Origin of the sequence: Helicobacter pylori (assembly GCF_016755635.1) — a bacterium.
GTDB lineage: Bacteria > Campylobacterota > Campylobacteria > Campylobacterales > Helicobacteraceae > Helicobacter > Helicobacter pylori_CQ.
The window spans coordinates 861,646-880,574 of sequence record NZ_CP051500.1 but is presented as its reverse complement, the minus strand read 5'-3'; the positions used below and the strand labels follow the sequence as shown (position 1 = coordinate 880,574).

The window sequence follows — 18,929 nt, the reverse complement described above, 5'->3', positions numbered from 1 at the left end:
TTATTCTAAATAGTGTAAAATTAAAATACAATATTAAACATAAGGATTGCCAATGGAGCTCAACCCTGAAGAAGAATTATTGAACACTCTAGAAGAAAGCAAAGATGCAGAATATGTGGAGCTTTGCAAAAAAGCAGTAGAGGCGCAAATGGAATTAAGAAAAGTTATGGATAAACGCCTAGAACATGAAACCAAAGAGGCAAGATCGAGAATGCAAGCAAGGATTACTGAAAGGCTGGTTTCAGAAATTTTAAACACCGAAGAGCATTTTTCAAAAAAGATTATCCAAAACGAGAAAACTCTTGAAATTATTTTTGATATAGAAAGGACTTATAACAATGATTGATGAAAATTTTAATTGCGATAAAAAGTTTGCTCATTTAAATGAAGAGCAACCCATTTTAGAAGTGCCTAGAAAAGATAAAAAACCTAAAAAGCCTAGAAATTCTAAAATTAAGGATTTAGATTTTTATGCCTCCTATGTGAGCAAAAATGTTGAAATCCAAAAAAAATTTGATGAGACTTATAGGTTGTGCGAACAAAAGCAGCAAGAACTCAATAGTTTATTAAAAGAACTAGAAAACTTAAGGAAACAATTATGAAAGAAAAACTAGACAAATTATTAAAAGTAGAGCTTAATGAATTAGATAAACTAGATTTAGAAAAAGAGTTATCTAATCTAAAACTCACAAGCCATAAAATTTATCAAGAATACTTACTGGAAAAACACGAAAATTGTGAAAAAACCCTAGAGATTAAAAATAATAATAAAAGGCTTTCTAAAATCCACTATCTCTATTCTTTAGCTAAAAGAATAGAAGATAAAAGAGAGAAAGAGCGCATTGAGCTTCAAAGAAAAATGTTAAGGGATTTTGATAATCATCAAGGAGAGCCATAATGATTTCCAATCTTTTAAAAAGTTACCTTGATGACTTTATGCCTATTTTAAGCCAACCTAATTTAAATGAAGTGGTTTTTAATAAAGAAAAAGAGTATTTTTTGCACCGCCCAAAGGAAAAAGTGAGGTGTTTTAATGAAAAATTTACTAACGATTATTTGTTGGTTTTCTGTGAGCAATTAGCCATTTTTAGAAACCAAAAATTCACTCTAAAAACGCCTAAGTTAAACACTTCTTTGCCTTACACGCAAATTAGAATTAACGCATTACACCCTAGCATTATTGCTAGTTCTAATATCTCTATCAATATTAGAGTGCCTAGCAATTTTAAGTTTGAAATTAACGCCTTTAAATTAAGTGAGAAATGTCTAGCTAAAAACATTACCTATGATTTTTTACTTAGCTTAGTAAGCTCAGGTAAAAATATCTTAATCAGTGGTGGCACAGCTAGTGGTAAGACTAGCTTTGTTAATTCTTTGATTGAAAATATTCCCAAAAACGAAAGGGTGGTTACTATTGAAGATAGTCCTGAGTTAAAAATCAGTAACGAAGATCAAGTCAATATTTTAGTGGATAAAAGCGGGAGCGGGTTTTTCACTTATGAAGATGGCTTAAATGCGGCTATGAGAATGTCTCCTGATAGATTATTATTAGGCGAAATTGACACGCATAACACTGCGTTATTTTTGCGTTTAGCAAATACTGGGCATAGCGGAATGATAAGCACCTTACACGCTAATAGTGTGGTAGATGCTTTTATAGCTATTTGTCAAAATATCAACTTGAATAAAGGAGGTAAACCTACGCCTAAAGAAACGCTTTTAGATTATTTTTGCACTGGTATGGACTATGTTATCCAAATCAAAAAAAAAGGTAGCGATAGGGTAGTTGATGATGTTTTAAATGTTAAAAGCGAATTTAAAAAGGAGTTGATGTTATGAAAAATCCAAGACTTTATAGGAAATCTAAACAAAAAGAGGGCACTAAAAGGATGGAATTTTTATTGGATGTTAGATGTGTGCAAATTTTAAATGATTTAAAAACTAGGCACAACAAGTCTTACACCAAAATTGTAGAAAATCTTATTTTAAATAGCCAAATTAGTTTCTACAAACAGCAAAAAATCACAAGTGCTTTAGGCAGTTTAGCGATGTTATATAGCTCATTGAATGCGACTTGTTCTAATTTTAACCAGATTGCTTACCATTTAAATAACGCGGCACTTTTAGGAGAAAATGTTATCCATTTGGGTTTATTGCAAGACATTGAAACACAACTGAAAGCTTGGAGTGAAAAAACAAAAATTTTAAACCTAGCTATCAAAAAAAGCGCTTTCATCGTAGCGCATTGTTTAAAAGGGGATAAGAAAATTTTTAAAGGGATGAATTTATGACAAAAGAAACTGATATTGATTTAATTAGAAATTATTTAGAAAAAATGGCGTCTATTATTAAAAATTCTCAAAGCATTATCAATGCTCCCCATTTTCTAAAAGATGAAAACCAAGCAAAAATATTGCAAGAAAATCTAAAAGAAAATTTCACTCTTTTAATGGAATATGTTAGTGAAGTTTGGGTTAAAAGCGAAGAGGAGTTTGAAGAGTTTATGAAAGATGAGAGTTTTGAGAATGATTTTATGTATTTTATGAGTTTATTAGATAATAAAATCAAAGTAGAATAAATGCAAATTTATAAGCCTTATTGCTATATCATTTCTATTTTAGCCATTCCTTTTATTTTTTTAGGTGTATCGCATTATTTCTTAGATTTTCCTAGTTTTTTAGCGAGTTATAACTATCTAAAAAAGATTATTCTTAATCTACATAATTTTCCCCATTTTAAATTTGAGATTTATTTTTCATTCTTTTGTGCGTTATTACCGCTATTTTTGACAGCCTACTTATTTTTTAATGGGCGCAATATGGATAGTCATGGCAAGGCAGTTTGGGCTGAAATGAAAGATATTATTAAATACGAATATAGGATTTTTAATATTCTTAAAGGCTTGTTCTTAATTTTGTTTTTACCTCTAATGCTTGTTGTCTCTAGCTTTACGCTATTGCCTGTTTTTATAGGGTGTATATTTTATGAAGTTTATCAATTTGCCAAGAAAAGACCTAAGGTTTTCTTTACGATCTTATCTTTTTTAGTAGTGATTTGTGTCTTAACCTTTATATTTAGGGGATTTTTAAGTGTAAAACTAACGCTATTTATGAAATATCTAAAAGGATTATTTTAAATGAGAGAAAAATTCAAAACATTAAGAGATAAATTTAAGGATAAAACCAGCAATTTATTCCATAAGCTTAATAGCATTCAAAAAGATTATTACACTAAAACTCTCCCTAAGGCTTGCAAAGATGTCTTTACGCTAGGTTCTTCTAAGAGTTATCCTATGACCTTAAATTTTAACAAAGGTTTTTGTGTGGGGCTATATAAAGGTTTAAATTCACTTAAGCCTACTTATTATGATGCTCCGCTTTCTACTTTAATTATCGCTCCTCCTGGAAGTGGTAAAACCGCAGCTGTAGCTGTGCCTAATCTTTTAAATGTGCCTAGCTCTTGTGTGGTGTTAGATATTAAAGGGGAGTTGTTTGATTTAACGGCTGGTTACAGACAACAAGTTCTAAAAAATAAAATTTTTGTATTTGATCCCTTAGGAAATGATAACACGCTTAAATTCAATCCGTTTGATAAACGCATTGTAGAAAAATTAGATTTTAACAGAAAGCGAAGGCTTGTAGATGAAGTGGGTAATACTATTTTTGCTGAAGATGGTGCAAATAAAGACCCTCATTGGACACAGCAAGCTAAAAATTTATTTGTCTTTTACGCTCTTTATGATTTGTGTGTGCATAACACTAGCACCTTTTTTGAAATTGCAAGCGCTCCTATAAAAAATTATGTCCCCTTAATCAATCCACAAAGCCGATTTTATACTGAATTATATGAATGTCAAAGTAGTGATAATGGTTTTGTTAAAGAGAATGGGCGTTATATGGCTAAAGTAGAAAATGGCGTTAAAAAAATGAAACCTAATGTCAATGTGGAATTGCTATGGTATAAACAAGTAGCCGAACAAGTCTATACTGACCCAGAAAATCCTAAAAATTATGATGGATCTGTGAATAATTTAGAAAAAGACAATCAAGGCAATGTTATAATGAAAAGAGGGCATGTTAGATCCTGTTATTAGAAACGAAGCGAACAAATGGGCTAAGGCGAATGATAAAGAGTTTGCGAGCATTAAATCAGTTTATAGCCGTTTTATGCAAGTCTTTACAAGCTATCAAGTTAAAAGCGCTACAGATAGCATGAGTTTTGAATACGAGGATTTAAGGGCTGACAATATTTCACTCTATATTAAAATCGCTCAAACAGATATTGACACACTCGCACCGCTTATCCGTATCCTTTTGGAAAGTATTGCTAAAAATCTTTTATTGAAAGAGAGTAAGAAATTTGAAGAAAGGGTTTATCTGTTTTTAGATGAATTTGTGCGTTTTGGTAAATTGCCTTTTTTATTAGAAATGCCCGCATTAAGTAGGAGCTATGGTGTGGTTTTAATTTTTATCACGCAATCCAACGCTCTTATTGAAAAATATTATGGTAGAGAAGATGCAAGAATTGTTAATAGCACCGTGGCTTACAAAGTAATTTTCAAGATGGATGATTTAGAATATGCTAAACAAGTGAGCGAAGAAATTGGTAAGATGACTAGAAAAACACGAAGCCACTCTACAGAAAAAGGACAGCTCATTATGGGTGGGACTTCTAGTATAGGAAAAGAAGTGTGGGATTTATTGAGCGCGCAAGACATCATGAACATTGATAAAGATGAAGTGATCATTTTAGTGAGCGGTCATAAAGCTAAACCCTTAAAATTAAAAGCGAATTATTATTTCAAAAACAAAGAATTACTCTCTCGTATTAACTGGGAAGTCAAGCCCAATGAAGAAGTGTTTTGATGAATTAAAAAAGTTTGCATGAGTGTTTTTTAATTGCTTTTTAAAAATCGCTTTCTACAACTTCTTATCCTTGTTGCTAAAAAAAGAATGCGCCAATCTGTAACACAGATTTGCGTTAGATGATTAGCAAGATTTAAAATAAAGATTAACATTTTTGTAGTGTAGCTTAGCGTAGCTTATTTTTAGAAATTAGCATGTTCTATTTTAAAGTTAGCGCAACTTAAATTAAAAATTAGCACGGATTGTTGTTGTGGATAAATTTTTTAGTGTTTGATCACTTTTTAAATAGCTCGCTATGAGTGTCTAGACGCAATAAAACAAGTTCGTTTTCTTGTTTTTTGATTTCATAAATCAATAACAAGTTTGGTTTGACATGACACTCTCTCAGCCCTTTAAGATTACCACTCAAGGCATGGTCGCAATATTTTTGTTGGAGTGGTTTTTGTTCTTTGAGACAATCAACAATACTTGCAACATCGCTCTCTGTAATACGCCCAGATAAAATATGCTTATTAAAGTCTTTAAGAAAATCTTTCTTAGTTCTGACTTTAAGCATTATGCCTTTCTCTTTCTTGTTTCGCTATTTGTAAAAAATCATTGAAGTCTCCAAAAGAAACATCATATTCTGGGTCATCTTTTGAGTTAATCGTATTTAATAGGCTTTGTGTGGGTTCTTTTTCTTGAGAATGTTTTTGGGCTAAAACCTGTCTGATCATTTGTTCTTGCAATTCACACTCTTGGATTTTTTTTATCGCTTTATTTTTATCGCCTTCTGCCTTAAGCAATTGTTTTTCAATGGAGTTTAAAAAATGTTGCAGTTGCTTTTCATTGTATTGCGAGTAATCTGTAATAACATTTGGCATATTGAACTCCTTTTTAATAAGAGATTGTTAATAAAGATTATAGCCCAAATTCTTGTAAAAAATTGGTTTGAAAAGAATCAATTGAAAGTTTTAAAATAAGTTTTTTTGATTAAGTTTGATTTAAGAATATCTTAAAAGCGCGTGTTTTAGCCACCTGCAAGGTCAAATTGACTTCAAATTTTACGGAATTGAAGTGTTATCCTGCACTTTAAAAAGGGGGGATAATGATGTTAGAATAAGGGCTAAGAAAGTTAAAACAAGTGGCAAAGTTTTTGGGAGGATAAAATTACAATAAAATGGCGTTAGAAAAAAGTTATAGTAAAAACTTTGAAAGCGATGAGCTTTTTGATTATGAGATCATCAAGCCCAAAAAGACGCTTAAGATACAATACACTTATGCTAAACGCTACCATAAGGAAGTAGAAAAGTTTGCTAAAAATTTAACCCAACTTGTACAAGAAAAATTCATGCGTTTAAGAGAGCCACAAAAACAAGTGGTCATCAAAAACATAGGCAATATGACACGCTTGCATTCAAAAAGGGCGATGGATTATATCGCTAAACATGGTGAGCTAGTGAGAGATGAATTTTTTTATGAAGTTAATTATAATGATATAGCGGAGCAATGGAATGAGCAATTTGAAAGAATATTAGAAAAGAATAGCCGTATTAAAAATTGCGCTTTACATCTAGTGTTTAGCATTGATGAAAATTGTAATGAAAAAATTTTAAAAGCTTTGGAATTAAGCGTGTATCAAACACTCACTAACACGCTAGGTTATGATTACCCTTTTATAATGAAACTCCATGCGCACCAAAACAATCCGCATGCGCATGTGATTATCAACAAAACTAACAAAATTACCAATAAGCAACTACGCTTTAATTCTAAAGACAGCTGCAAAGAGTTTTACCACACACTAAGAGAAACATTTAAAGATTATTTATTTGCTAACTCAAAAGGCGAATTGCAATATTCTAACACGCCTAATATTTATAGGGCGATTAAAAACATAGAAACAGAGTTAGATGCACTAGAAACACAGGCTAGAAACAATAAGAGTTTTAGGCATGAAAACTATTTTTATAAAGTTTTTGGCAGTGTAACTTCTCAAATAGAGAGCTTGAAAAAAAGAGAAAATGCTCTATCTGATCATTTAGATAATCTAAAAAGTTTATTGGAAAAAACACATTGGGAAAAAGAAAAATTCACGCCCCCAACAAATGAAAAAGAACTTAACCAACAACTTAAAGAAATAAAATGGTTAAATAAAGAATCTTTAACCCCTAAAAACACTTATAAAAAAATTCAAAAATTGGCTGTCTGTAAAAGCCCTTTAATAAAAGACTATCTTTATACCATCAAAAAACTTTTTGCCACGCAAAAAAAGATTATAGATTTAGAAAAAGATTATAAAGATTTAAAAATCTTAAAGGAAGAATTTAGCAAAGATTTAGAAGCTGATTTATCCCATTCAAAAAAACGCTTTGAGCTTTACACTAAACTAAAAAGCATGAGCAAAGTTTTCACAAGTAAAAATATTGTTAAAAATTTAGAAAAAATTGCTTTAGATTTTAAAAGCGATAGGCATAGTATTTTGCAAAGAGCTTTTGAATTTTTTAGGTATATGAATTATCAAAATTTAAGCTTGACTGATAAAAGTAATATGTTTTTAGTGGCTAAGTTTTTTAAAGATAGCGCTTTACTTGTTAATATTGTTAGGTTTGAAATGAAAAAGATAGATGATAGCGTTAAAAATTCTAACCCACAAGACAATTTATTAGACAAACAAGTTTGGCTCAATCTTTTAGAACATTTAAAAAGACTTGAAGAGGAAAACTATTGTTTTACTAAGAAGCGAAAAGAATTCTTAGAGACTAGAGCGATGGAGCTATCAAAAGATTTGAAATTTTTAACGCAAGCTAATGAAAATGATTTGCCCATTTATGAAAGAGGGCAAAAGGATAAAATCATCAAACGCTGTGAAAAATCGCTTAATTTTTTACAGAAAGAATTACAATGTTTTAAAACTTTATCAAAAAGCGCAAGCATAACTTTAGAAAGCTTGCAAAATAACCATCAAATCACAGCCGTTACACAAGACACACAAGAAAACACAAACACGCTCAAAAAAATACCACTCAAAGATTTTAACAAAACTACTAATGAACCTATAAGCCCTAACAATAACTATGAAATGGATTTTTAAAACCATTCATAAAATTAAATAACTTTACTTAGCATATTTTTTAACCAATTCTTCTAAAGTGAAGCCCAAGCCTTTATTATCGTCTCTCAATTGCTCTTTTTGGCATTGTGAAATATTTTGCTCCACTTCTTCTTTAGTGTTAGAAGTGTCTAAAAGACAAGTTTTTAAGTCTTTTTGGTAATCTTGTATGAATTTATCAAAGTGCTCTTTGTTGTTATAGATTTTAGCTTGCGATTGGGCGCAACTCTCTTTAAGGCTGATAAACTCTCCTTTCTTATGTTCGTTACGCTCCATGCAAATATCTGTAGCAAAAGCGATTAAGACACCTTTATTCTTTCTCAATAACTCCGCAGATTGCATAGCCATTTTATCCGCATCAATAAAAGGGCTTTGTTTTTCTAATTTAGGGTTCATATCCAAAGCGATTTCTTTCAAGCTCTTGTTTTCCAAATGCGTTCTTTGGCAATGGGTGGATTTTTTATAAGGGCTTATAAAAACGCCATTCATCAGAGCGGCTTTTTCTAATTTAGCATCAACTTTTTTAATGCAAAAAGAAATAGCCGATTTAACGCTCAATTCTTTAGAGCTAGAATAAGGATCATCCAATTTTTCATGCACTTCTTTTTGGCATAGTCTTTCCTTGTTAGCTAAATGGGGCGCATTTTTAATGCATTCTTTAGTGAAGTAAGGGATAATGTATGGTTTATATTGCGCGTATTCTTTTTCAAACGCTTCTAATTGCACAAGATTAATTAGCCTTTGTTGTCGGTCTTTTTGTTTTTCATAAGCGTTAGTTTTATCCTTGCATTGTTCTTGTAGCTCTGGGTTATGGAAGTCAGAGCAGCTAAAACGACGCTCTTGTTTTTGAATGATGGGCGTTAAAAGAGCGTTTAAGTAGGCATCGTTTCTTTTGAAACACTTATCTTTTAAGCCTTCATTAGTGAAATCATCGCATTGATACTGATCAATCTTTTTAGTGATGATTGGTTCAATAAGCCCTTCTTGAGCCTTTAAGCATTGCTCTATTCCATTGTATTTTTTAGGGAAAGACTCCATTTCTTTTTGGCAATCGTATTTTGGGTTATTTTTAGCCTTAGTCAAGTGGTCGTTTAAAATTTGCTTATCTACAAACGCGCACCCGCTCATGCCTAAGCCCATTAAACATGCTAAAGCTCTCAATTTTAAAAGTCTTGTTTTTTCCATTTAAGTTCCTTGGTATGAAAATTGGTATGAAAACACAATAAAATCACAACTTGCTCGCCTTATCTAAAAGCATTTGCTTCATTTCTTTTTTCTTGTGTTCTAAATAAAAAACAATAGCGTCTTGAACAAACACGCTTTTATTTTCTCTGAACGCTCCAAATTCATTCAAATACTCTTCTACGCTATGCATCACTTTCTCTGAAATATAGAGCGTGTGGGCTTTTTTCCTGTCTTCTTTTTCATGTTGGTTTGTTTCATGCTTGTTGGCATTCTCAAAGCGGTTTTCTAAATCGCTTAGCCTGTCTTTTTTAGTGTTTTTAAATTCCATATTTATCCTTTAAAGTAGATTGTTTTTAATATCATAACACAATTAAGTGTTATTTAGAATTAAACTATAAATTCTATCATTTTTCATTTTTTTCCCCCTAAATACCCAATCAATTCACCATAGAATTGAGACCATTTGTTTTTAGCTTTATTGTCATTGTATTCCATCACGCCCATACCTTCACTCACTGAACGCCTATAAGCTATCCTTTCGCTTAATAGATTATCCATTAAAAACACGCTCTCATTAGCGTTATTTTGGTTGATGAAATCAATGAGGGCTTTTTTCTCTTTAAGGGTGGGGATAGTAGGGATACGGTTCATCACAATACAAGCTTTCAAATTTTCATTCAACGCTTGGATGTCTCTAATCCTTTCTAGCATGTCTAATAGCACCGCTGTGTCTAGTTGGCTTGGCGTGGTGGGTATTAGCACCCAATCGCTCAATAGCATAGCCCTTTGGCTTTCTTTGGAATGTTCGCCTTTAGTGTCAATAAGAATGTATTCGTATTTATCCATCATCTGTTTTAAGGTGTCTGTGATATTGCCTGTGCGATTAAAGAGCGTGAAATTGGGCAAAATTGTTTCACTCCTAATATTGTTAAACACTTCCAAACTCTTTTGGCTATCAGTGTCTAATGCGGCAATATCTTTCTTGTCTAGCAATAATTGAACGCACAAGTTCAAGCACAAAGTGGATTTACCGCTCCCCCCTTTTTCGTTAGCTATGGTGATTATCATCGCTTATTCCTTTATCATTTTGTTAAACATATTTTAAATATAAATAGCTTAAAAGTATATAAAATAGAAAAACTTAATACTATATTATTGTAAATAATTATGTTATCTATTAGTTCTTTTTGAAATGGTTAGCAGTGTTTTATTAGTGGTGGTTTTTTAGGGTGTTTTTAAAAAGGGAAAAGTTTAGAGAAAAAGAATATTAAAAGGCGTTACGCCAAATTCAATAACATTATTTAAACACATGTTATTGAAAGTATCAGCGAAGTTCACATCCCCATGCCGTAATCATCATTAGCCGCTTTTTTCATTGGCCTATGCGCTTCTTGGTTAGCTTGTTCTTTTATCTCTTCCCTCTCATTCTCTAAACTCGCTCTTTTTTCAGCGTTCATTTTCTCTAAGACTTCTTGAGATTTAGGGTTGAACACAGGCTTATAATCTCTGTCTTTGCTCATTTTAGCTAAATCATCTATTAGAGTTTTATGATCCCATTTTAAAGCTTGCAAGTATTCTAGTCGTGGGTAAGGAGGTCTTTGTTCCACTAATCTTGTGTATTTAGCGATATTTTCTTGAGTGATTTTAATGGAGTTTTCTAATTCCTTGATTTTTTCAGGGAGTTTAGTGATAGCGTTATCCAATCTTTTTAAAAACCCATCAAATTTAATCTCGCCGCAGAAATTATAAGAGCTAAACAGTTGGCTAGTATCGTTTTTATAAACCATATTGCTAGGGCTATAGGCAATATTTGGATTGTCTTTAGGGTTTAAACTAAACTCCACTTGATACTTAGTTTTATAAGCATTCACCACAAAGCCCTTGTATTCTAAAAGCTTACAATCTCTTTCCTCATTGAAAAACAAGTCGTTCAAATTGCTTGCAAATTGCTTTTTAATAGCGTCTAGCTTTTCTTTATTTTGTTCGGCTATTTGCTTGTTTTGTTCTTTGAGTTTTTTGTGCGTTAATTCTTCACTCATAGAGGCGTTTTCTTTTAAAGGCTCTACTTCTTTAACTTTGATAAGCTCATAATCCTTACTCTCTTCATTTTTCAAATCATAGAGCTTGATCTCTGTATGAATGGGGATCATTACAGAGCTTTGAAGCGTTTCTAAATCTTTCAATTCCTGTTTGAGATAATCCCATTGAGAAGAGTTGTTTTTCAAATTCTCTTCATTGAAGTAATGCTCTTTATTGAAGGCTTTGTATTTTGCTTCTTCGCTTTTAATCTCCGCTCTCAATTTGACTTCTTCAATAATCAAGGGATTGCCTGTCGCTTCTGCTTTCATCTCACTCGCATTAGAACTCCCCATAGTGAAGTCTTCTAATTCATTCAAGCCTAATTTGTGCGCGTTTCTAAATTGCTCTATGCCTTTAGATTTAGTTTCTATGATTTGCCACATACGGCTATCGTAAGTCTTTTCAGTGGCGTAGCGATAGATTTTCATTCTAAAGTTTTCAGGATCATTTTGGTGTAAAATATTGCCTTGCCTTATCCCACGCCCTTCCATTTGCAACAATTCATCAGGCCTCCATGGGCAATCTAATTCATGCATAGCGACTAATCTTTCTTGCACATTAGTGCCTACGCCCATTTTAGCAGGACTGCCCAATAAAACCCTGACTTCGCCACGATTGAGCTTTTTGAACAAATCCTGCTTTTGCTCTTCGGTTTTAGCGTCATGGATGAAAGCGATTTCATTTTGTGGGATACCCATTTGGACTAAATGCCTTAAAACATCGCTATAAACATCAAACGAACAGCCTTTAGCTAGCTCTTCATCTAAATCAACATTTTTTGCCTTTTTCTCTTTGAGTTCGTTTTCTAATTCTTTCTTGCTAGGCGCGATGAGATTGCCATTTTCATCATAGCTAGACAAGCTCTCTAAAAGCTCTTGAGCTTCATCTAGGGGATTTTTGTTTTCTATTCCATGAGTGCTATCTGGCGCTTCTAAACTGACTTTTTGGCTATGGGTTTTGGGTGTGGATAGCCCTATGAAACCAAGTTGTGTGCCTTTAGTGGCATGAGTTTCTAAATAATTCTCATAGATATTTTCTGCCATAGCATAGCTTTTAGAAAATTCTTTTTCCACTTTAGCGTTTGGATCAATCAAGCGGTAATCCAAAGCCACTTTTCTAGCGTCTGTGGTGCAAGAAAGGATATTGTCTTGCCCTTTTTTATTTTTCTTGCCTTCGCATTTTTGCATCCTATCAATGATAGAGCCTTCATTATATTTGCCATTTTCATCCGCCACGCCAATAAATTGAGCCACTTCTTCGCTTCTTTTCACCACCATATTGATAGGTTTATCCCCATACACTTTAGGCACAAAGTGGGGGTTATGCTTTAAAATATCATCATTGGAGACAATATCCGCAAAAGCTCTATACATGGTGCTTAAGCCTTGCACATCGCTAAATTTAGAAAAGCGATTAACCATTTTATAACTTTGAGCGGAAGTGTCTAATTCAAAATCATTCACCACTTCCCCATAAGTCTTTGCCCAATCATCAAAGAATTCTAAATCTCTTTCTTTTAACACATCAGGGGTTAAATAGCGTTGCAAGTGATACATTTCACTTAAGGAATTAGCTATAGGCGTGCCGGTTAAAAACATGATTTTCTTATTGTTTTGATGCAAGTAGCGCGTTTTAATCAACAAATCTCTGGCGCGATTAGAGCCTTGTTGGTTACCAAGCCCTGCAATTTTTTCCATAGAAGTTTCAAAGGCTAGATTTTTGAATAAGTGGGCTTCATCCACGATCAAATTGTCAATCCCCATTTGACTAATATCAATATGAGAGCCTTGTTTTTCTAAAATCGCATCGTATTTAGCACGGATTTTATCCAGCTTGTTTTTAAAGGCTCTTTCATTGGGTTTTTTAGTTTCTCTAGGGTTATTTTTATAAGCCAGTTCTTGCCTTTCAAAGTTTTTTTCGGCATTCACTAGCTCTTCTTCTTTCAATTCTTCTATGATTCCTCTAGGGTTAGACAATAATTCCAAATGGGTGTGCGCGATAATCACAGCGTCATAATTGTTGTTAGCGATTTGATTGAATAAAAGCTCTCTTTCTTTTTCAGTGATGTCCTTGCTACCAACAACTAACACATTAGCGTTAGGGTAAGCCTTATAAAATTCATCGCCCCATTGCTTGGTTAAATGGTTAGGCACGGCAATGAGCGTTTTATTCACTAATCCCATGCGTTTTTGTTCCATGCAACTGGCTATAGCGCACAAAGTCTTGCCTGCTCCAACCTGATGGTCTAAACACACCGCCTTATCTTGGATGGTTCTAAAAATAGCGTTCTTTTGGTGGGGGCGCAATTTGATATTATGATTAAAGCCCTCTAGTTCTAATCGCGAGCCATCATAGGTTTTTAAAACCAGGTTATTGAAAGTGTCATTATAGATTTGCTCCAAATGGGTTCTTCTTGCATAGTCTTTGTAAATCCAGTCTTTAAAGGCTTCTTTCAATTCTTCTGCTTTTTGTTTGGCGAGATTGCTTTGCTCTTCATCAGTGATAAAAATTTCTTTTTTAGGGTCATTAGGATCAACTTGGGCGTATTTAACGCTCAAATCCTTGTTGTTTAAGACTTTATTTAAAAGGCTTTCAAAAGGCGCTTTATAAGAATGCGGTTTGTCTTTATGCCTGATACCATAAAGCTCGTTTAATTCATTGTTTCTAACAAAAACTTCATAAGCACCGCTTAGGTGTTCTACTTTGATGTCTTCTTTGAGATTGCCTAGTTGGTAATCTGTCATTTTATCGCCGTATTGCTTTTCATAATGGTTAGCGCTCAATTCTATTAAAAACTCTTCTAAATACTGAGTGGGTATCCAAGGGCTGTTGATATGAGCCATGATTTCAGTGGCTTTCAAATCTTTAGGGACAATCAGCTCTAGATCTTTCACATTAGCCTCTAATCCCTCCACGCCTTGATTAATGGCTTCTTTAACTTCTTTGAGTTTTCTTTTTACATTGCCGCTCAAATAATCGTTCGCTAAAACATAGTCGCCATTATCCTTGTGGTCTTTATAAATAAGTTTTTGCTCTAAAAGTTCTTTGATCGTGGTTTCTAAACTTTGGGTTGTGAAATGATCCCTAATGAAATGCAAATCCAAACCCCCTTTTTGATTGATGCTTGCAATTAACGCCTCTTTAGCGTTAGTGATGATGAGTTCTTTTTTAGGGTTCAAAGTCCTTTCAAAAAAGATTTGAGCTTTTTTAGCTTGAGCTTGCCTTGGCTCTATGTTTTGCATTTTAGCGCTTCTAGGGGTGATTTCTTTTTCAAAGTCTTTTTCTAATCCTAAGACTTTAGCGCCATACAAATCTTGTTTGATGTCCTTGCGGTTTTTGTTTTCATTGAGATAGCCAAATTTCTTGACAAATCCATCATAAACAAGATTGAGTTTAGCCCTCTTGTTTTCTAGCTCTAAATCAGAGCTTAAGGGGTTTAATTCCGCGCTCGTTAAATCATTCAAAGCGTCTTTGATTTTAAAATAGGCTTTTAGTCGTGAATCTTGGACTTTAGAGTTGATTTTAGTGGGTTTTAAAAAGATTCCCATTTCATTATTTTGTTCTAGTTGGAAATAAAGATTATCCCACTTGACTAATTCCCCCCTTTCTAAATTTTTGATAAGCTTTTGAACTTCTTGATAGCGTTCGTTATTTGCATCAATGATGAGAGCGTCTGTTTTAAGGGTAGTCTTATGGTATTGATAGACATCTTTAGGCAATTTTTCTATCGCTTGTTGAAGCGCTTGGGATAAATCCAAGCTCTCATCTTCTAAGGCTTGCAACTCGTATTTATAAATTTGTTCGCCATTGATTTCAAAGCTATAGCGGGTTTTTTCCAAACTCAAATGCCCTAGAATGTTTTCAGGGTGGTGGATAAAGTATTCATTTAGGGTTTGTTCGTTGAGATGGATATTATTCTCGCCAACTTTATCCATGAAGCCTTTGATGATCTTATAGTCTTGTTCTCTGTAGCCAAAGTTAGCGGTGTCTATTTTTTCATACCAGCGTTGCAATTTTTCTTGTTTGAAACCAAAATGGCTTGCAACCGCATTGACAATCTTAAGTTGATCGCTAGGGATAAAACTATCAAAGCGGTTGTTTTGCAAGGCAAAAAGGGTTTCATCGTCCAAGCTATTAATGATCTTGTCATAATAGGGCATAGCTTTAGTGAAGCTTTGATTGGTTGCTTTTTCAACGCCTTTTTTGAAAAACACAATGTCGCTAGTTACTTCTGCTCCTGTTGCTTTAAACACGCTATTAGGCAGTCTTATCGCGCCTAAAAAGGTGGCGTTTTGCGCGATGTGTTCTCTCATTTTAGGGTTTTTAGCATCCATAAACCAAGAACTCACCACAAACGCCCCTATGCCATCATCTTTCAATTCTTTGATAGCTTTCCCTAAAAAGTAATTATGAACGCTCTCGTTACTCAATTCTTTGTCATTAGAGCTATAGATTTTATGATTGCCATAAGGAGGATTGCCCACAAACGCATCGTATTCTTGATAGAATTCGTGGTTTTCTAAAGCGGTGTTTTGGATGACTTGATTAGGGTAAAGGAATTGAGAAATATTAGCGCTAATAGGATCTAATTCTGTTCCCATAAAGCGGTAATTCTTATCGCTTGGCGCATGAGCGATGAATTTGCCTGTGCCTAAACTGGGTTCAAAGATTTCTTTTTGATGGTTGTTTTGATTAAACCCTAATCGATCTAAAGCCTGATAAATGCTATCAATAACCAATTTAGGGGTGTAGTAAGCGTCTCTTGTGCTCAAATAAGCTCTTCTGAATTCATCTTTAGTGAGTAAGGCTTTTAATTCTTCAAATTCTTCAGGGTGTTGATCTTTTTTAAAGTAGCTCTCTAAAGCGCCCCATCCGCTAAATTGCGCTAGGATTTCTTGCTCTTTTAAAGTGGCGTAATAATCGCCTTTTAAGATCTCTTGTTTGGTTTGCAATTCTTTTAAAAGCCTAATAGCTTTTATGTTAGCCTTATAGCGGGTTTTAGCTCCTTTAATTAAAACTTCTTCGCTCGGCTTAAAATCTATTTTAGGATTAAGGGGGATAGCTGGCGTGGTTGGTGTTTCTTGCTCTTGTGTTTCTTGTTTTATCGTGGTTTGCGCGTTTTCTTGCGTGTCTTGCTCTTGCGCGGTTTGTTCTTGAGCGTTATTTAACTCTACGCTATTGTCTGTTATCCCACTCTCTTGTGTGGGATTTAATCCTATGCTATTAGAGATAGCGTTTAAATCAATGGCTTGACTATCTGGCGCGTTGAATGCGTTTAAGGCTTCATTTGTTGTTTCAATGGATTTTTGAATGCGATTTTCTAAAATCTCTAAGACTTTTTTAGGGCTGATTTTTAATTGGAATTTGTCATAAAAGATTTTAGTCGTAGGGTCTTTAAGGAGTTGTGCCCCCACAAGGCTATCTTTTAAAGGCTCGTTGTTTTGAATGGCTTCTAAGAGCCTGGATCTAAAGTCAGGCTCGCTCGCTATAGTGTTGTTTCTAATAGCGTTAAGCAAGCTTTCTAAATGGTTTAAATTTGATAAAAGTCCTCTCTTTTGATCCCTGTTTTGTTCAAGGTTTCTAAGTCCATTTGGTGCGCTGAGTCCTGCATGATGTAATCGGCTTTGAGCAGGTAATAATACTGATTGATTTGAGCTTCCTTGAGCAATTCCAAATCGCTCACCCCTTGCGCCCTTTTGATTTGCGCTTCCATTCTGTCTAGGGCTTCTGTCTCCATTTTCGTTTGCTCTATCACTGCTTTTATCAAGCTCATTATTGTTCTGTGATCTTTGGTTTTCATGGTCTGTGGGAAATAATGAGCCCACCTGTCCATGATCAAAAAGGCGTAAGCGTCCAGTCTGTCCTGGCTGTTCTCTAGAGAGAGAAAGCCCCAAATCTCTGGAGCTATTTTGTTGATGAGATGGGGATTGCGGTGGCTGTGGTATTCCTCTCTCATTTGGGGGATTATCCCCTTTTTCTTCGCTTCTTGCTCCATTTTCCATTCGGTTTGCTTGACTTGATGCGCCATTGCCATCCGCTCTTGCTGATACTCTATCTCCTCCAAATACATGTTCATGTAATCTATCTCGCTCTCTATGGGGTTTTTCTGAAACTGCCTGTTGGTCGCTAGATCTATAAACTCCTCTTGTTCCTCCCTGCTCTCTAGGCTCAATAAATAGATTAGGGTCTTGGTGTGAAAGTTCTTCATCACTCGATCGCTCCATTCCCTCTTGTTGTCCTCCATGTTCGCTTCTGCGGTGAATTTCTTGCGGAATTCCTGCTCTAGCTCTGCTCGGCTCATCTGCGCGATTCGTTCTTTCTTTTCCATTTGGTTCTCCTAAATTTTGTTGCTCTAATTCTAAATCAGCCAAGCTTAAATTTGGATGATTATTATCATTATTTTTAATAATATTGTTAGAAGTATTAGTCTCTATTGTGTTGTTAATAAGGTTATTGTTGTTTGCGCTATAATTTTGCCGCTCATTGCTACCCTCTTTAGCTTGAATGATTGCTTCATTCAAGCTAACCAATTCGTTATAACGCTGTTGATAAGCTTTTTCAAAATTGTTCATGTCTCTTAAAATTTCTTTGAAAGGCTTGATGTCTCTTTGATTCCCATCGCCATTAACATAAACGCTTTCATAGTATTTTTGCAATTCAATTTTTGCTTGAGCGATTTCTTCTAAACTTAAAAGATCGCTTTTTAAAGAGTAATCTGTGTTTTCTTGCATAGCGCTTTGTTCTTCTTTAGTCCAGCCTAAAATAGAACCATTATTAAAGAAAAATTGCTTAATCTTATTAGCGTTATCTGCGCTGAGATGGTTTTCTTTGAGTTTATTTTCATTGATAAGCCTGCTTATTTTCCAAGCAAAATTCGCATAATCATCTTTGTCTATCCAAGAATAATAATCTGTTGCTGAAAGCAATTCTTGCTCTAGGATTAAAGCATGCACTTCTTTAGCCAATTCAAATTCTAGTTTTTTAATTTCTTCATTGGCGTTAGTGTTCAATTTGGTATTTTCATTGTTTATTGATTCAAAAGACAGTTTGTTATAGAGCTTAAAATATTCATCGCTAGAAATACTGGGGACTATTTCTCTTATTAATTTACCATCTTTTGTTGTTTCTACTTCTTGGTAAATGTCTTTAAGATAGTCGTATTCTTTAGCGATTTCATTGCCATTTTCTAAGGTTTTTTGATGCGTTTCATTGTGGTGGATCAATTGGATTTCTAAACCTTGTTCTTTCAATTCTTCTAAGCTGTTTGTGTGGGTTAGAATTTCAATTTCTTTTGAAAAAAACTCTTTGTTGTTTATAGTGTCAATCAGATCGTATCTTTTAGTGATGCGCCTTTCAAACCCTTCCTTATTCGCTTCATAAACACGAGAACTTTCTTTTATCTCACCATTAGCAAAGAACCTAACATCTTCTTTACTATTATCCTTATATATTCGTTTTTCAAAGCTTAAATACTTTGCCCATTCAATAGGATTTCTAGAAATCATGCTTGCTGTATTGATCTGAGTTTTCACGACATAGGGGAGTGGATCTTGTTTTTCATTAACCTTGTCTGATTCTTCAGTAGGGTTGCTTATGGCAATATCACTATTATCTAAGATGCTAAATAAATTCGGTTGCGGGTTTTTGGGTTTCTTTTTTTGCATTTTGTGTCCCTAAATATATTTTTTACTATTAGGGCATAAATTCAG

The 18,929-nt window shown here is 34.0% G+C and carries 14 protein-coding genes and 1 pseudogene; 9 read left to right on the top strand and 6 right to left on the bottom strand.

Annotated elements, in window-relative coordinates; all coding sequences use genetic code 11:
* The first annotated feature begins 52 nt into the window (after positions 1-52).
* The 8 genes and pseudogenes from HG567_RS04100 to HG567_RS04065 all read left to right on the top strand — a co-directional run bounded on the left by HG567_RS04100 (position 53) and on the right by HG567_RS04065 (position 4,865).
* Positions 53-346 carry a hypothetical protein gene (locus HG567_RS04100; RefSeq protein ID WP_202139287.1) on the top strand — a complete coding sequence of 98 codons (294 nt, stop codon included), beginning with the start codon at positions 53-55 and terminating at the stop codon, positions 344-346.
* A complete protein-coding gene (locus HG567_RS04095) occupies positions 339-602 on the top strand; it encodes a hypothetical protein (protein WP_202139286.1) in 264 nt (87 codons plus the stop codon). The genes HG567_RS04100 and HG567_RS04095 overlap by 8 nt, the downstream gene beginning before the upstream one ends.
* Positions 599-898: a hypothetical protein gene (locus HG567_RS04090; RefSeq protein WP_202139285.1), complete on the top strand. Its 300-nt coding sequence runs from the start codon at positions 599-601 to the stop codon at positions 896-898. The genes HG567_RS04095 and HG567_RS04090 overlap by 4 nt, the downstream gene beginning before the upstream one ends.
* The gene (locus HG567_RS04085) at positions 898-1,839 is read left to right on the top strand and encodes a CpaF/VirB11 family protein (protein ID WP_078216366.1); all 942 of its coding nucleotides are present in this window, start codon (positions 898-900) and stop codon (positions 1,837-1,839) included. The genes HG567_RS04090 and HG567_RS04085 overlap by 1 nt, the downstream gene beginning before the upstream one ends.
* Entirely contained in the window at positions 1,836-2,291 is a 456-nt protein-coding gene (locus tag HG567_RS04080; RefSeq protein WP_202139284.1) for a mobilization protein, read from the top strand. The genes HG567_RS04085 and HG567_RS04080 overlap by 4 nt, the downstream gene beginning before the upstream one ends.
* The gene (locus HG567_RS04075; protein ID WP_202139283.1) at positions 2,288-2,578 is read left to right on the top strand and encodes a hypothetical protein; all 291 of its coding nucleotides are present in this window, start codon (positions 2,288-2,290) and stop codon (positions 2,576-2,578) included. The genes HG567_RS04080 and HG567_RS04075 overlap by 4 nt, the downstream gene beginning before the upstream one ends.
* Positions 2,579-3,136: a hypothetical protein gene (locus tag HG567_RS04070; protein WP_001167786.1), complete on the top strand. Its 558-nt coding sequence runs from the start codon at positions 2,579-2,581 to the stop codon at positions 3,134-3,136.
* Positions 3,137-4,865 (top strand): annotated as a pseudogene (locus tag HG567_RS04065) (type IV secretory system conjugative DNA transfer family protein).
* Between the two features lie 274 nt (positions 4,866-5,139).
* Here the strand turns inward: HG567_RS04065 and HG567_RS04060 are convergent.
* Together HG567_RS04060 and HG567_RS04055 are read right to left on the bottom strand one after the other, a co-directional pair.
* Positions 5,140-5,421, bottom strand: a complete 282-nt coding sequence (locus HG567_RS04060; RefSeq protein ID WP_000921933.1) for a type II toxin-antitoxin system RelE/ParE family toxin — start codon at positions 5,419-5,421, stop codon at positions 5,140-5,142.
* Positions 5,414-5,728, bottom strand: a complete 315-nt coding sequence (locus HG567_RS04055) for a hypothetical protein (RefSeq protein ID WP_108339294.1) — start codon at positions 5,726-5,728, stop codon at positions 5,414-5,416. The genes HG567_RS04060 and HG567_RS04055 overlap by 8 nt, the downstream gene beginning before the upstream one ends.
* 296 nt (positions 5,729-6,024) lie before the next feature.
* Between HG567_RS04055 and HG567_RS04050 the strand changes: the two genes are divergently transcribed.
* The gene (locus tag HG567_RS04050) at positions 6,025-7,938 is read left to right on the top strand and encodes a relaxase/mobilization nuclease domain-containing protein (protein ID WP_202139282.1); all 1,914 of its coding nucleotides are present in this window, start codon (positions 6,025-6,027) and stop codon (positions 7,936-7,938) included.
* Positions 7,939-7,962: 24 nt separating this feature from the next.
* Here HG567_RS04050 and HG567_RS04045 read toward each other — a convergent pair whose 3' ends face one another.
* The 4 genes from HG567_RS04045 to HG567_RS04030 form a co-directional block, all read right to left on the bottom strand.
* Positions 7,963-9,141, bottom strand: coding sequence for a hypothetical protein (locus HG567_RS04045; RefSeq protein ID WP_202163660.1), 1,179 nt, complete (start codon positions 9,139-9,141; stop codon positions 7,963-7,965).
* A gap of 43 nt (positions 9,142-9,184) precedes the next feature.
* Entirely contained in the window at positions 9,185-9,469 is a 285-nt protein-coding gene (locus tag HG567_RS04040) for a hypothetical protein (protein ID WP_000394651.1), read from the bottom strand.
* An 83-nt stretch (positions 9,470-9,552) separates the two neighbouring features.
* Complete coding sequence (locus HG567_RS04035) at positions 9,553-10,209, bottom strand: ParA family protein (protein ID WP_202139280.1); 657 nt, start codon at positions 10,207-10,209, stop codon at positions 9,553-9,555.
* 266 nt (positions 10,210-10,475) lie between these two features.
* Positions 10,476-18,884 carry an SNF2-related protein gene (locus HG567_RS04030; protein ID WP_202163659.1) on the bottom strand — a complete coding sequence of 2,803 codons (8,409 nt, stop codon included), beginning with the start codon at positions 18,882-18,884 and terminating at the stop codon, positions 10,476-10,478.
* Positions 18,885-18,929: the final 45 nt, after the last annotated feature.

Coding starts and splice junctions, on each gene's coding strand:
- HG567_RS04100 (WP_202139287.1), top strand. CDS start 53: ATGGAGCTCAACCCTGAAGAAGAATTATTGAACACTCTAGAAGAAAGC.
- HG567_RS04095 (WP_202139286.1), top strand. CDS start 339: ATGATTGATGAAAATTTTAATTGCGATAAAAAGTTTGCTCATTTAAAT.
- HG567_RS04090 (WP_202139285.1), top strand. CDS start 599: ATGAAAGAAAAACTAGACAAATTATTAAAAGTAGAGCTTAATGAATTA.
- HG567_RS04085 (WP_078216366.1), top strand. CDS start 898: ATGATTTCCAATCTTTTAAAAAGTTACCTTGATGACTTTATGCCTATT.
- HG567_RS04080 (WP_202139284.1), top strand. CDS start 1,836: ATGAAAAATCCAAGACTTTATAGGAAATCTAAACAAAAAGAGGGCACT.
- HG567_RS04075 (WP_202139283.1), top strand. CDS start 2,288: ATGACAAAAGAAACTGATATTGATTTAATTAGAAATTATTTAGAAAAA.
- HG567_RS04070 (WP_001167786.1), top strand. CDS start 2,579: ATGCAAATTTATAAGCCTTATTGCTATATCATTTCTATTTTAGCCATT.
- HG567_RS04060 (WP_000921933.1), bottom strand. CDS start 5,421: ATGCTTAAAGTCAGAACTAAGAAAGATTTTCTTAAAGACTTTAATAAG.
- HG567_RS04055 (WP_108339294.1), bottom strand. CDS start 5,728: ATGCCAAATGTTATTACAGATTACTCGCAATACAATGAAAAGCAACTG.
- HG567_RS04050 (WP_202139282.1), top strand. CDS start 6,025: ATGGCGTTAGAAAAAAGTTATAGTAAAAACTTTGAAAGCGATGAGCTT.
- HG567_RS04045 (WP_202163660.1), bottom strand. CDS start 9,141: ATGGAAAAAACAAGACTTTTAAAATTGAGAGCTTTAGCATGTTTAATG.
- HG567_RS04040 (WP_000394651.1), bottom strand. CDS start 9,469: ATGGAATTTAAAAACACTAAAAAAGACAGGCTAAGCGATTTAGAAAAC.
- HG567_RS04035 (WP_202139280.1), bottom strand. CDS start 10,209: ATGATAATCACCATAGCTAACGAAAAAGGGGGGAGCGGTAAATCCACT.
- HG567_RS04030 (WP_202163659.1), bottom strand. CDS start 18,884: ATGCAAAAAAAGAAACCCAAAAACCCGCAACCGAATTTATTTAGCATC.